The 13,165-nt window shown below is 60.5% G+C and carries 16 protein-coding genes and 1 riboswitch; of the genes, 7 read left to right on the top strand and 9 right to left on the bottom strand.

What is annotated here, in order from left to right; all coding sequences use genetic code 11:
• The first annotated feature begins 27 nt into the window (after positions 1-27).
• Positions 28-147: riboswitch (yybP-ykoY riboswitch) on the top strand.
• A gap of 89 nt (positions 148-236) precedes the next feature.
• Complete coding sequence (locus HBO19_RS01120; RefSeq protein WP_029297789.1) at positions 237-821, top strand: TMEM165/GDT1 family protein; 585 nt, start codon at positions 237-239, stop codon at positions 819-821.
• Between the two features lie 122 nt (positions 822-943).
• Here the strand turns inward: HBO19_RS01120 and HBO19_RS01115 are convergent, their stop codons facing one another.
• Positions 944-1,762, bottom strand: coding sequence for a M48 family metallopeptidase (locus HBO19_RS01115; protein WP_169956384.1), 819 nt, complete (start codon positions 1,760-1,762; stop codon positions 944-946).
• A gap of 217 nt (positions 1,763-1,979) precedes the next feature.
• On the opposite strand from HBO19_RS01115, the gene HBO19_RS01110 reads away from it, so the two are divergent.
• Positions 1,980-4,121, top strand: coding sequence for a methyl-accepting chemotaxis protein (locus HBO19_RS01110; protein ID WP_169956386.1), 2,142 nt, complete (start codon positions 1,980-1,982; stop codon positions 4,119-4,121).
• 130 nt (positions 4,122-4,251) lie between these two features.
• On the opposite strand, the gene HBO19_RS01105 is transcribed toward HBO19_RS01110, so the two are convergent.
• Genes HBO19_RS01105 through HBO19_RS01095 form a run of 3 tightly spaced genes read right to left on the bottom strand, consistent with a single transcriptional unit; the run spans position 4,252 to position 5,363 of the window.
• On the bottom strand, positions 4,252-4,872 hold the full coding sequence (locus tag HBO19_RS01105; RefSeq protein WP_169956388.1) for an SOS response-associated peptidase: 621 nt from the start codon (positions 4,870-4,872) through the stop codon (positions 4,252-4,254).
• A 36-nt stretch (positions 4,873-4,908) separates the two neighbouring features.
• Positions 4,909-5,169 carry a DUF2007 domain-containing protein gene (locus tag HBO19_RS01100; RefSeq protein ID WP_029297781.1) on the bottom strand — a complete coding sequence of 87 codons (261 nt, stop codon included), beginning with the start codon at positions 5,167-5,169 and terminating at the stop codon, positions 4,909-4,911.
• Positions 5,170-5,180: 11 nt separating this feature from the next.
• Positions 5,181-5,363 carry a CPXCG motif-containing cysteine-rich protein gene (locus HBO19_RS01095; RefSeq protein ID WP_029297780.1) on the bottom strand — a complete coding sequence of 61 codons (183 nt, stop codon included), beginning with the start codon at positions 5,361-5,363 and terminating at the stop codon, positions 5,181-5,183.
• Positions 5,364-5,506: 143 nt separating this feature from the next.
• Between HBO19_RS01095 and HBO19_RS01090 the strand changes: the two genes are divergently transcribed.
• Positions 5,507-6,670: a 1-acyl-sn-glycerol-3-phosphate acyltransferase gene (locus HBO19_RS01090; protein WP_169956393.1), complete on the top strand. Its 1,164-nt coding sequence runs from the start codon at positions 5,507-5,509 to the stop codon at positions 6,668-6,670.
• A 134-nt stretch (positions 6,671-6,804) separates the two neighbouring features.
• On the opposite strand, the gene HBO19_RS01085 is transcribed toward HBO19_RS01090, so the two are convergent.
• The gene (locus HBO19_RS01085; RefSeq protein WP_169956395.1) at positions 6,805-7,062 is read right to left on the bottom strand and encodes a hypothetical protein; all 258 of its coding nucleotides are present in this window, start codon (positions 7,060-7,062) and stop codon (positions 6,805-6,807) included.
• Between the two features lie 183 nt (positions 7,063-7,245).
• Here HBO19_RS01085 and HBO19_RS01080 point away from each other — a divergent pair, with 183 nt between their 5' ends.
• Entirely contained in the window at positions 7,246-7,455 is a 210-nt protein-coding gene (locus HBO19_RS01080) for a hypothetical protein (RefSeq protein WP_032860067.1), read from the top strand.
• A gap of 57 nt (positions 7,456-7,512) precedes the next feature.
• Here HBO19_RS01080 and HBO19_RS01075 read toward each other — a convergent pair whose 3' ends face one another.
• Complete coding sequence (locus HBO19_RS01075) at positions 7,513-8,100, bottom strand: YajG family lipoprotein (protein ID WP_032860068.1); 588 nt, start codon at positions 8,098-8,100, stop codon at positions 7,513-7,515.
• A 170-nt stretch (positions 8,101-8,270) separates the two neighbouring features.
• Here HBO19_RS01075 and HBO19_RS01070 point away from each other — a divergent pair, with 170 nt between their 5' ends.
• Positions 8,271-8,507, top strand: a complete 237-nt coding sequence (locus HBO19_RS01070) for a hypothetical protein (RefSeq protein ID WP_169956397.1) — start codon at positions 8,271-8,273, stop codon at positions 8,505-8,507.
• A 733-nt stretch (positions 8,508-9,240) separates the two neighbouring features.
• Positions 9,241-10,749 carry a malate dehydrogenase (quinone) gene (mqo, locus tag HBO19_RS01065; protein ID WP_169956399.1) on the top strand — a complete coding sequence of 503 codons (1,509 nt, stop codon included), beginning with the start codon at positions 9,241-9,243 and terminating at the stop codon, positions 10,747-10,749.
• Between the two features lie 69 nt (positions 10,750-10,818).
• On the opposite strand, the gene HBO19_RS01060 is transcribed toward mqo, so the two are convergent.
• The 3 genes from HBO19_RS01060 to HBO19_RS01050 all read right to left on the bottom strand — a co-directional run bounded on the left by HBO19_RS01060 (position 10,819) and on the right by HBO19_RS01050 (position 12,363).
• On the bottom strand, positions 10,819-11,106 hold the full coding sequence (locus HBO19_RS01060) for a PA4642 family protein (RefSeq protein WP_170056742.1): 288 nt from the start codon (positions 11,104-11,106) through the stop codon (positions 10,819-10,821).
• A 228-nt stretch (positions 11,107-11,334) separates the two neighbouring features.
• Entirely contained in the window at positions 11,335-11,802 is a 468-nt protein-coding gene (locus tag HBO19_RS01055; protein ID WP_169950856.1) for a WbuC family cupin fold metalloprotein, read from the bottom strand.
• A 3-nt stretch (positions 11,803-11,805) separates the two neighbouring features.
• Positions 11,806-12,363 (bottom strand): hypoxanthine-guanine phosphoribosyltransferase, encoded by a 558-nt coding sequence (locus tag HBO19_RS01050; RefSeq protein ID WP_078046900.1) that lies wholly within the window; start codon positions 12,361-12,363, stop codon positions 11,806-11,808.
• Between the two features lie 163 nt (positions 12,364-12,526).
• On the opposite strand from HBO19_RS01050, the gene upp reads away from it, so the two are divergent.
• On the top strand, positions 12,527-13,165 hold the full coding sequence (gene upp / locus HBO19_RS01045) for a uracil phosphoribosyltransferase (protein ID WP_029291751.1): 639 nt from the start codon (positions 12,527-12,529) through the stop codon (positions 13,163-13,165).

Raw genomic sequence — 13,165 nt, 5'->3', positions numbered from 1 at the left:
CCGAATGGATTTTGCCAAGGCAGAATCCGCTCCGTCCTAGGGGAGTAGTCTCCCACGAGCAACATGCTCGTCCGGCATACGTCAACATACTTGGTCAGCAGACCATGGCGTATGCGACCCAGGAGTCCGCACAGACGGACCGGGGTTTGACAAGACCTATGACACGCACACCTTACCCGGGGCGGGAAGGCTGTACGTGTCATAGCCGTGTCGACCCGCCCCTGGAAACCTACCTGATGCTGGATTCACTTCTCGTTCCTACCGCAATCGTTGCCTTGGCCGAAATCGGCGACAAGACGCAATTGCTCGCGCTCATCCTCGCCGCACGCTTTCGCAAACCCTGGCCAATCATCGCCGGCATCATCGCCGCGACCCTGGCCAACCACGCCGCTGCCGGTGCCGTGGGTGCCTGGTTTGGCAGTTTCTTCTCGGATGCGGTGCTGCACTGGATCCTCGCCGCGAGCTTCTGCGCCACGGCCCTGTGGACCCTAGTGCCAGACAAGCTCGACGATGATGAAGCCAGCACCTCGCGCAAGTTCGGGCCGTTCCTGACCACCCTGATTGCGTTCTTTATCGCTGAAATCGGTGACAAGACGCAGATCGCCACGGTGATGCTGGCGGCGCAATACCCCGAGTTGTGGCTGGTGATTATCGGCACCACCCTGGGCATGTTGATTGCCAACGTACCGGTGGTTCTGGCGGGGAATTTCGCGGCGGAGAAACTGCCGTTGACCTTGATTCGGCGCCTGGCGGCTTCGGCGTTCTTCATCCTGGCGTTGGTGGCGGTGTACAAGGCCATGCAAAGCAGCGGCTGGATCTAATTGCAAATGTGGGAGCGGGCTTGCCCGCGATGGCGGTGGGTCAGTTAAATATATCTAACCTGACATTCCGCCATCGCAGGCAAGCCAGCTCCCACATCTGGATCTTCACAAGGCCTGGATTATCAGGACTTCTTGGCCTGCTGGTACAACGGCATCACCTTGGGAATCGCCGCCTGCAACGAGGCGATCCGGCTGCTGGAGGCCGGGTGGGTGCTCATGAATTCAGGCGGTGCGCCTTCGGAAGCCTTGGCCATTTTGTTCCACAGCGTGATCGCCGCGTTCGGGTCGTAACCGGCGCGGGCCGAGAGCTCCAGGCCGATCAGGTCGGCTTCGTTCTCATTGCTGCGGCTGTTAGGCAAGGTCATGCCGTAGTTGGCCACGGTATCGGCCAGCGCCATGCTGTCCTGGCCCAGGCCCAACAATGCGCCAGCGCCCTGCTTGGCCATTTCGATGCCGTAAGCCTTGGACATGGCTTCGCGGCCATGTTCACGCAGGGCGTGGGCAATTTCATGGCCCATGACCGCCGCCAGCTCGTCATCGGTCAACTTGAGCGTGTCGATCAAGCCACTGTAGACAAAGATCTTGCCGCCAGGCCCACAGTTGGCGTTCATCTCGTCGCTCTTGATCAGGTTCACTTCCCACTTCCACTGCGCCGCATCCGGACGGAAGGTGGGGGCCTGGGCGATCAGGCGCTTGGCAATGGCCTGCACACGCTTGGCGTTGGCGCTGGTCTTGTCTACCAGGCCCTTGCCACTGGCTTCGCCCAGGGTCTGCTGGTACGACTGCGCGTACATCTGGTCGACTTCCTGGCTCGACAGCATGCTGAACATGTACTGCTTGCGTTCCACACCCACGGCACCGCCGCTGGTGGTGTTGACCGACTGGCAACCGGCGAGCAGCAAGGCTGCGCTCAATGCCGTTACCGCCAATGATTTTTTCATGCACATTCTCCCTGAAAACATGGCGCGTATCGTAGGCCCTCTCATGTATCGGCGCCAGATACACCTGACGCTTAACCGCTAATTTCAGAGGCCACCGACGCCCACGACCATTCTATAAACGACATGCCTGGTTCTTTTGCAGGGCAGCGCCTCATGTCTGCGTGGCCTGTGGCCGATACACAAAGGCAGATCATGCCCCCAAGCGCCAGGAGCCTTCATGAAATTCAAGTCGATTCAGTTTTCTGTCGCGGCGTTGGCCGGGGCCATTGTCCTGAGTGTCGTGGCGGCCCTGGTGCTGTACGCGCTGTTCGCCGGCGCACGGACCCAAGAGATGGTGCAGGACCGCACCCAGGCGCAATTCGAGCAAATCATCGAGCAACGCCTTACGGCGTTGGCGCAAACCCAGGCCACGCTGATCCAGCGCGAGCTGGAAGCGCCGCTGGTGACCGCCAAAGGCCTGGCCACCACCAATGCGCTGATGGGCATGAAGGACGCAAACGGCGCGGCCCCGCTGCAGGTCAGCCGTGAACAACTGATCAACCTGCTGCACGAAACGGTGGTACGCAACCCGAAAATCCTCGGTTCCTATATCGCCTGGGAACCCAATGCCATCGACCACAATGACGCCAACTACCTGAACACCGCCGTCGTCGGCGTAGAACCTGCCAACGGGCGCTTCATGCCCTGGTGGTTCCGCAATCAGGATGGCAGCCTGGGCCTGGAAAAACTCGCCGACCTGACCGACCAGAAAATCCTCGCCACCGGCATTCGCGCCAGCGAGTACTACCTCTGCTCCAAGGAAACCCAGAAGCCCTGCGCCATCGACCCGGCGCCCTATCGCGTGGGCAACACCACGGTGATGCTGGCCTCGTTTATCGAACCGATCATGATCGACGGCGCGTTCCAGGGCATTGTCGGCGCCGACCTGTCGGTCAATTTCATCCAGGAAATGCTCACCGCCGCCGACCAGAAGCTTTACAACGGCGCTGGCGAAATGGCGCTGATTTCCAGCAACGGCCGCCTGGTGGCCTACACCAAGGACCCCAGCAAACTGGGGGAAAAGGCCAGCGACCTGCTCGACCAGAATGAACTGGAGAACCTCGGCCAGTTGAAGGTCGGTGACGTGCGTTACGACATCGACCAGGCAAACGGGCATATCGAGTTGTTCCTGCCCTTCAATATCGGCCAGACCGATGCGCGCTGGACCCTGATGCTGCAACTGCCCCTGGGCGCGGTAATGGCCGACCTGCACACCCTGCAAGGCGACCTGGACGCCCAGCGCAAGACCGATATCTTCGGCATGACCATGGTCGGCCTGCTGATTGCCGGCATCGGCCTGCTGGTGATCTGGCTGGTGGGCCACGGCATTGCCCGCCCACTCAAGCAAATGGTGGCGATGCTCAATGACATCGCCCAGGGCGAAGGCGACCTGACGCGTCGCCTGACCAGTGACCGCGCCGATGAACTGGGCGCGATTGCCGCCGGCTTCAATACCTTCCTGATCAAGCTGCAGGGCATGATTAGCCAGGTGGTCAGCTCGGTACAGAAGGTCAGCGACTCGTCGGAACACACCGCCGACATTGCCATCCGCACCAACCAGGGCGTGCACAAGCAAATGGTCGAGATCGACCAGGTCGCCACGGCCGTGCACGAAATGACCGCCACCGCCCAGGACGTGGCGCGTAATGCCACCCAGGCAGCCCAGGCCGCCACCCATGCCGACCAGGCTGCAAGCCAGGGCATGCAGATCGTGCGCGACACCTCCACTTCCATCGGCGCCCTGGCCCTGGAGATCGGCAAGGCGGTGACGGTAGTCCAGGCCCTGGCCAAGGACAGCGAGAACATCAACGCGATCCTGATTGCCATTCGCGGCATTGCCGAGCAAACCAACTTGCTGGCCCTGAACGCCGCCATCGAAGCCGCTCGGGCCGGCGAACAGGGCCGAGGTTTTGCGGTGGTAGCCGACGAAGTACGCAACCTGGCGCAGAAAACCCAGAAGGCCACCGAAGAAATCCAGGCCATGATCCAGCAATTGCAGCAAGGCACGCGGGATGTGGTGCAGGTCATGGAAGACAGCCAGCAGCGCACCGATGAAAGCGTGCAACACGCCGCCAAGGCCGCGCAGGCCCTGGAGACCATCACCCAGGCCGTGTCGGTGATCAATGACATGAATACGCAGATTGCCAGTGCGGCGGAGGAACAGAGCGCGGTGGCCGAGGACATCAACCGCAATGTGATCAATATCGGCCAGGTGGCCAATGAGGTGGCGGGCGGGGCGGATGAGTCCAGTGCCGCCAGTGCGGGGCTGACCCAGTTGGCGGAGCAGCAGCGGCGGCTGATCAATCAGTTCAAGGTCTGAAGGTTTCAGTGGCGTTTGGGGCCGTATCGCAGGCAAGCCAGCTCCCACATTTGAAGGTATTCACAAATCAAAATGTGGGGGCTGGCTTGCCTGCGATGGCGCCAGCGAATCCCCCACACAACTCCCAGTCTCAACCCGGGGTCAAACACTCCGGCCCATTGAGCTTCGGATCATTGACCATGTTAGCCAGCACCCGCTCACGCAACGCCGCCGGCTCGCTGGCCAGCAAGCCCTGCAACACATGCAACGGCGTCTCGGGATCCAGCCAGGCCGCTTGCCCCGCCGCGTCCAGAATCAACGGCCGGCGCTGGCTCTGCGCCGCCTGGGTCACCACCGCCGCGCTCAGCCACACTTGCTCCTGCACCGGGTAGGCCTCCCAGATCGCTGCGAAAAACAGGGTCGAGCCCTCCCCCGGCGTGAGCCAGTACGGCCGCTTGCGCTGGGTGCCGCGCCATTCATAAAAGCCATTGGCTGGCAGCAGGCACCGGCGCAGGCGAAAGGCCTCGCGAAACATCGGCTGTTCGGCCAGGGTTTCGGCGCGGGCGTGGGCCGGCGTGCGGGACAGATCGGTCAGCCACGGCGGCGTCAGCCCCCAACGTGCCCGCGCCAGGGTGCGCTGGCCATCGGTGGCGCGCTGGATCAGCACTGAATCATTGGGGGAGATATTCCACTGGGCCTGTTGATCCGCCGGGAACCCCGGCAAGGCAGCAAAGGCGGGATTCCAGCGAAACAGGGCATAACGTCCACACATGGGGCAACACGACTCTTGGGTAAACCGACCGACAGCCTAACAGACCAGCACGTCGGGGTAGCTGTCGGGTTCATCGCCGGGCAGCGGTTGAGCACCGATATAGGCGGTGATCAACTCACGGGCGTAGGTGGCCTGGTCGTTCTCCACCTCCAGGCCCAACAGGCCGAAGATCGGCAGTTCACCCGTGCCACCGAGCAGATGGCGCCCCACCAGATGGGCGTCGATGCCTTCGCTGGCGAGCATTTGTTGCAGCAACTCGCCTTCCATCAGGTTTTCCGGCTCGTAGATTCGTTGCATGGCCGCCCCCCTTATTCATTCTCGCTGCGCACTTCGAGCATCCATTCATCGCCGTGGACCTGCAGGTCGAAAATGATCGGCCGACAGCACACCTGGCAGTCTTCTATATAGTTCTGGTCGCCACCGGACAAATCCACGCTTGTCTCGATCCGTTCACCACAATAAGGACAATCGTACAGCGCACTTTCGAGCATCGCGGTCTCCCAGGTGACTTGTGCGTATAATCGCCGGTCTATTTGCAGGGCTTTTTCGTTTGATGCCATTTGTTCAGACCCCGCCCTGTCACTTATCGATCCAAACCTTTACTTACCCTAGCCGTTTCTAACAAGAGAGCATGATGGGCGAATTCGATACCATCCGACCTTACAACGACAGCGAAGTCCCGGCAGTGCTGGCCCGGCTGTTCAGTGACAAGGCCTTTCTGGACATCCTGACCCACTTTCGCTTCCCGCGCTTTGCCGGCGCCTTTGGCTGGCTGCTCAAGCCGCTGATCGCCCAGAAGCTGCGCCGTGAGTTCGCCGGTGTCACCACCGTCGCCACCTTGCAGGACAAAGTCGAGTTTTACGTCGACCACACCATTGATCGGGCGACCGACGGCGTCACCTATACCGGGGTCGAGCAGCTCAAGTCCGGCACGGCCTATGTTTTCCTGGCCAACCACCGCGATATCGTGATGGACCCGGCCTTCGTCAACTACGCGGTGTACCACGCCGGCCTGCCGACACCGCGGATAGCCATCGGTGACAACCTGCTGCAGAAGCCGTTTGTCAGCGACCTGATGCGCCTGAACAAGAGTTTTATCGTGCATCGCTCCATCACCGGGCGACGCGAGAAGATGGCGGCGTATCAGCTGCTGTCGGCCTACATCAACCATTCGATCCGCAATGACTGCCAGTCGATCTGGATCGCCCAGGCCGAAGGCCGCGCCAAGGATGGGGATGATCGCACCGAGTCGGCGATCCTCAAGATGTTCCATATGAGCCGCAAGGAAGAGCCGTTCGCCGACGTCATCCTGTCGCTGAACCTGACCCCTGTGTCCATCAGCTACGAATACGATCCGTGCGATGCGGCCAAGGCTCGCGAGCTGTATATCCGCGCCACCACCGGCACCTACACCAAGGCGCCCGGTGAAGATGACGTGAGCATTGCCCTGGGCATCACCGGTTACAAGGGCCGGGTCCATATCAACTTTGCGCCACCGATTACCGAACGTTTTGAAGACACCAAGCTGTTGGCCACCGAGATGGACCGGCAGATTCTCGGCGGGTATCGGTTGTTCCCGGTGCATTACCTGGCATACGCACAGTGGAGCGACGCCGACCCGCAATTGCAGGTGCCGACAGCTGCCGAGGTGTTCCCGGCGGATGAGTTGGCCAAGGCGAAAGCGGAGTGGGAGCGACGACTGAATGCCTGCCCGGCGGAGCACCGACCGTACCTGGTGCTGCAATATGCGACGCCGGTGCGTAATCAGTATCGAGTCAAGGCCGGGATCCCCCTGTAACCCAACAGCTTGAATAACACACAACACAACGTGGGAGCGGGCTTGCCCGCGATAGCGGTGGGTCAGTTGATAACTATTTGACTGACCCACTGCTATCGCGGGCAAGCCCGCCCCCACATTGGTTTTGGGTATTTTTACAATTGAGTGCTGAGCCAAGAGACGACAAGCGCCAGCCCGATACAGGCAAACCCTAGGCGGTAGCCAAGGCGATGACTGCGCTCGGTACGCACATCCAGGAACAACATCGGTTGATCAATCGCTCTATCTTCACTTTGCGCGGTGAGTCGAGCCATCGCCCGCTGCTCGCGCAGGCGGGTCACAAACAACAGCCCGGCGCCTGGGCAGGCGATCAACAAGGCAGCGGTATTTAGCAATAATGCCGGCAGCGACATCAAAAACCTCGGTGTAACAGTGACCAGGTATCCATTCAGATACAAACCTGAACGAATTGCGCCCTCCTGCGCCTCACAGCTCCCTCCCCCATTGACGACTAATGTATCGAGTAATTTACAGCGTCACCTGAACGTCACCTTAACAAGCCACTCTGTTGCCCTTCGCACACCCGGGAGCTTGTCATGTTGCACGCGCAGAACCAGGATCGGCTGTACCTGATCGCCCCTACCGATGAGCAAGAGGCGCTGGTCGGCGGCCTGGCGTTCAATGTCCAGGACCGGCACTGGCTGGTGTATTGCGCCCTCGGCGGGCATCAGCATGCCGACCTGCCAGAGCTGGATCTGTTGACGGGAGTGAGTGTGCTGGACTTTTATGTCGAAACGGCGGCATGACCGCAGCAGACACAAAAAAGCCGGGCCCTTAGCGGGGCCCGGCTTTTTTACAACCGATTACTGCGAGCTGAGGATCTGGCCGATGCTTGGGTCCTTGAACAGACGCGTCAGGGCATCACTCAACACGTCGCTGACCAGCTTGGTGTTGGTTTCCTGGTTCGGCGCCATACCAAAGCGCTGGTCCAGGGACGCAGCGTAACGGCCGTTGTAGCGGCGGTTGCCGGCCGACACATCAGAGCGGAAGGTCGCGCCGATGGTGGCTTCGGTCACGTACAGGCCTTCCTTGGGCGACTGATACTTCAGCTCGGCCAGGGTCACCGTCAGTTGCGGTGCGCCTGGCGAGTTGCTGGTCGGGGTAAAGCCCAGCAGGCGCACAGCCGCTTCGGCCTGGGCTTGCAGCTTGGGCAGCACGTCGGCACCGGTCACCGTGATGGCGCTGGTTTCCGGGTACAGGCCACCGCGGGTACCCAGGGTTGGCGACGGACGGCCATCAACCACACGCACCGAGACCGGCTGGCCATGGCCCACAGGCGCCAACTGGGTGGTGAGCTTGGGTTGCGGGCTGAGTTGCTGCGGGCTGTGGGCGCAGCCAACCAGGGTCAAGCTGGTCACAGTGATCAAACCGAACAACAGGCGTTGCAACATGCTTTTCTCTCCAGAATTCAGGTACCGACAGTGCGCCAGTATAGCGGCGCGTCACCGCCTGGAACTAGCGCCAGTTACAACCTCAGGTCCAGGCCTGCGTGCAGCGACTCAGTGTCACCCAGATGTCATTCTTGACAGATATGCTTGGCGTCATTCTCAGGAGGCCCGCCATGCTCAATCTTCTCTGGCGCTTTTTCGCGCGCACGCCCGCCCATCGCAACTTTGCCCTGCTCGACTCGCAAGGTCGCTGCCAGGCCTTCAAGCAATGCAGCCAGCCGCCCGTGGGCGAAGGCTGGGTCGAAGTCCAGGAGATCCGCCTGAGCTGGATGCACCATCCTCTGCCCGCCCGCGCCCGTGTCAGCCCGCGCCGCGCACGGTCATCACACCGCCTGCCGTTGACCGCCTGACCGAAGCGCTAATAAAAGTCATAAAACACGTCCATTTCCCGACAGTTCTTCGCTACAATCTCCCCCCGATTATAAGGACGTCTCCTGATCGGGCCTCGCAGCATCGCTAATGCCCTGGTATTAGCTCCCCCGCACCGCCCACAGAGAGCCGCCCACACAGATCGAGTGAAGCTGGCGAGCTGGCTGTTTTGTCTGCAAACCTGCGCCTTTACCGAATCTGCCAGAGCTGCCATTGCGCTCGGCCACTTGAGTTGTTTGCCCGTTATGCCGCGTGTCGGCAGTGATTTCGGGCCAGGTGCCAGGCTGGGGCAGCCCTTTTTTGAGGTTCACGTCTTCAAAAGAGCGTGAAAAAAACGGGTTTTCACAACTTCACAAGAGTGTGGCGAGCAAATGAATAGTTTTGCGTTTGTACAAGCACCATCAACGTCTGGCACTGCCCAACCACACAGGACCGAGTACTCCTCAAAAACCGGAGCTTGAAGCCTGTCCGCTACGGATTTGGTTGCACGATCGGACGTACTTGACCATAAGTCGAATTGCCACAGGGCCCCTTAAATGCGTTCATATGCAGATAAGGCCTGGTCGGCAGCGTCCGCTGAAGTTGCAAAAAAATTGCGAAGAATCGGACATGGCGATCCTGGCCATGGGTAACCTGGGGCATCACGTGAACCGCCCCGTCACTCCTGGCAGCCATGCCGTCAATTTGGTGCTGCAGATTTTGGAGACGCGTTAAATGGCGCATAACGAAGCAGTCGACGTAGTACTGGTAGGTGCGGGCATCATGAGTGCCACCCTTGCCGTGCTGCTCAAGGAGCTCGACCCCGGCCTCAAGCTGGAAGTCGTTGAGCTGATGGATTCGGGTGCCGCGGAGAGTTCCAACCCGTGGAACAACGCCGGTACCGGCCACGCCGGCCTGTGCGAGCTGAACTACACCCCGCAGGCGGGTGATGGCTCCATCGACATCAAAAAAGCCGTGCACATCAACACCCAGTTCGAGGTGTCGAAGCAGTTCTGGGCGTACCTGACCAAAAAAGGCACCTTTGGCTCGTCCAAGTCCTTTATCAGCCCAGTGCCGCACCTGAGCTTCGTGCAGGGCGAAAAAGGCGTGTCGTTCCTCAAGAAGCGCTTTGAAACCCTCAGCCAGCACCACGCGTTCTCGGATATGCACTACACCGAAGACCGTGCCGAAATGGCCGAGTGGATGCCGCTGATGATGCCGGGCCGCCCGGCTGACGAAAAAATCGCCGCGACCCGCGTGATGAACGGCACCGACGTCAACTTCGGCGCTCTGACCAACCAATTGCTCGCGCACCTGAGCAGCTCGGCCGATGCCCAGGTCAAGTACAGCAAGCGCGTCACCGGCCTCAAGCGCAATGGTGCTGGCTGGACCGTGAGCATCAAGGACGTCAACAGCGGCAACACGCGCCATGTCGACGCCAAGTTCGTGTTCCTCGGCGCCGGCGGCGCGGCCCTGCCGCTGCTGCAAGCCTCAGGTATCGAAGAGAGCAAGGGCTTTGGCGGTTTCCCGGTCAGCGGCCAGTGGCTGCGTTGCGACAACCCGCAAGTGGTCAAGCAGCACCAGGCCAAGGTCTACAGCCAGGCCGCCGTGGGTTCGCCGCCGATGTCGGTGCCGCACCTGGACACCCGCGTGGTGGATGGCAAGAAATCCCTGCTGTTCGGGCCATATGCTGGCTTCACCACCAAGTTCCTCAAGTTCGGTTCGTTCCTTGACCTGCCGATGTCGATTCGCCTGGGCAACATCGGCCCGATGCTGGCCGTGGCCCGGGACAACATGGACCTGACCAAGTACCTGGTCAGCGAAGTGATGCAGTCCATGGAGCAGCGCCTGGAATCCCTGCGCCGCTTCTACCCCGAAGCCAAAGCCGAGGACTGGCGCCTGGAAGTGGCCGGCCAACGGGTGCAGATCATCAAGAAAGACCCGAAGAAAGGCGGCGTGCTGCAATTCGGCACCGAGCTGGTCGCGGCCAAGGACGGTTCGCTGGCGGCACTGCTGGGCGCCTCTCCAGGTGCTTCGGTGACTGTTTCGATCATGCTGGATCTGATCGAACGCTGCTTCCCGACCCAGGCGGCCGGCGAGTGGGCGGCCAAGCTGCAGGAGATCTTCCCGGCCCGGGAAAAAGTCCTGGAAACCGATGCCGAGCTGTATCGCAAGATCAGCGTGCAGAACAACATCAGCCTGGAGCTGGTTGAGCAAGGTAGCGAGGCCGCAAGCTACGCCTGACGCCTACAAAAAGACAAAAAACGCCCCGCTCTCGTGATGAGAACGGGGCGTTTTTGTATGTCTTGGAAATCAGCCGCGGGCTTGTTCGATCAGCTCGATGTACTCGTCCGCGTTGCGCTGGTCCTTGATCAGATCGACGAAGGTCTGGCCATGCTCATCCTTGCCGTCAAGGTCCAGCCCGGCCTCTTTGAAAAAGGTCAGGAAACGTCCGAAGTCATCGATGCGCAGGCCGCGATAGGCTTTGATCAGTTTGTGCAGGGACGGTGAAGTGGCGTCGACCGGTTCAAAATCCAGGAACAGCTTGATCTGATCGTCGCCGATCTCGTCACCAATCACTTGTTTCTTATCTTTACGCATTGCCGACTCCAGCCTGCAGACATTTACACGGGAGTGGAAGTCTACCTGCGGGACACAAGGTTCGGAAGCCACGAGGCTCTATGTGGGAGCAGGCTTGTCGGGTCGCCGCATCGCCGCGATGGCGGTGGGTCAGTCGAATATATCTAACCTGACACTCCGCTATCGCGGCGATGCGGCGACCCGACAAGCCCGCTCCCACACAAGCCCACCTGTTTTTTGCTGCCAGGTTCAATCGAACTGGGCCAGCATCCAGCGATGATACTCAGCCATGCCAGCCTCGCCTTCCCGGGGCGCCCAGGTGGCCAGTTCGCCCTCGCCCACCGGGCGATAGGGGCCGGCCTTGCACTCGAACATCATCGTGTCGGGCTCAAGCACCACCAGGCCATGGAAAACGCCGGGCGATAGGTCGACACCCAGGCAATCTCCACCCGCCTGCAAGACGCGCCGCTCCAGGACCTCGCCTGACTCGCTGAAGATCAGAATGCCCAGGCGCCCCTTGAGTACCAGCAGGGTCTCGGCTTTGTCAGCGGTGAGATGACGATGGGGCTGCACATAAGTGTGTGGCTGCAACCCAACAGCCATGCGATGGCAAGGCTCTTCCATCTGGTGGAAGTTGACGTTCTGCCGGCCACGGGGGTTGAGGGCGGCTTTCTCGGCCAATTCGGCAAACAGCGACTGATCAAGAAAACGCGCCATGGCTTACATCCCCTTCACGGCAAAGATGCCATTGGCGTTGCGCCAGTAGCCCTTGTAGTCCATGCCGTAACCGAAAATGTAACGGTCGATGCACGGCAGGCCAACATAATCAGCCTTCAGGTCTGGGCGGGCCTTGCGGTCGTGGTCCTTGTCGATCAGCACGGCGGTGTGCACTTTGCGCGCGCCGGCGTGTTTGCAGAAGTCGATGATCGCGCCCAGGGTATGACCTTCGTCGAGGATGTCATCGATGATCAGCACGTCACGGTCGATGAACGACACTTCCGGCTTGGCCTTCCAGAACAGGTCGCCGCCGCTGGTTTCGTTGCGATAGCGCGTGGCGTGCAAGTAGGACGCTTCCAGCGGGAATTGCAGATGAGTCAGCAATTTGCCGGCGAAAATCAGACCGCCGTTCATCACACAGAACACCACCGGGTTGGTATCGGCCATTTCACGGGTGATGTGCGCGCCGACCTTGGCGATAGCCTCTTCGACTTGCGCTTCGGTGTATAGGCAGTCAGCCTCGTGCATGATTTGACGGATATGCTCGAGATCAGCGGACATGGCGCTCTCCAGGGGTACTGTGGCAAGAAAAGCGGGCGAAGGTACGCCTCTGGGACGCAACGTTCAAGCCTTTATGGACTAACGTACTGGTTGTCTATAGGACAACACCCTCGGATAGATTAATCTAGGCCGGTTTTTTTGCCCGCCGCCGGAGCCTTTCCCCATGCCCATCCGTGAGATCCGCCACCCGCTGATCCGACACAAGCTCGGCCTTATGCGCCGCGCCGACATTAGCACGAAGAACTTCCGTGAGCTTGCTCAGGAAGTCGGAGCGTTGCTCACCTACGAAGCCACCAAAGATTTGCCCCTGGAAAACTACGAGATCCCCGGTTGGTGCGGTCCCGTCCAGGTCGAGAAAATCGCCGGCAAGAAAATTACCGTGGTGCCGATCCTGCGCGCCGGTATCGGCATGCTTGAAGGCGTGCTGAGCCTGATCCCGGGCGCCAAGGTCAGCGCTGTGGGCGTCGCCCGCAACGAAGAGACCCTGCAGGCCCACACCTACCTGGAAAAACTCGTCCCGGAAATCGACGAGCGCCTGGCGATGATCATCGACCCGATGCTGGCCACCGGTAGCTCCATGGTTGCCACCATCGATCTGCTGAAGAAAGCCGGCTGCAAGGACATCCGCGCCATGGTGCTGGTCGCTGCTCCCGAAGGTATTGCCGCCGTCGAAAAAGCGCACCCGGATGTAGTGATCTATACCGCGTCCATCGATGAGCGCCTGAACGAGCACGGCTATATCATTCCGGGCCTGGGCGATGCTGGCGACAAGATCTTCGGCACCAAGCAGAAGGACGCGTGA

The sequence above is a fragment of the Pseudomonas sp. WS 5021 genome, assembly GCF_012985535.1.
GTDB lineage: Bacteria > Pseudomonadota > Gammaproteobacteria > Pseudomonadales > Pseudomonadaceae > Aquipseudomonas.
Note: the sequence above shows the minus strand (reverse complement) of the source record. Positions and strands in the feature narration are given on the sequence as shown.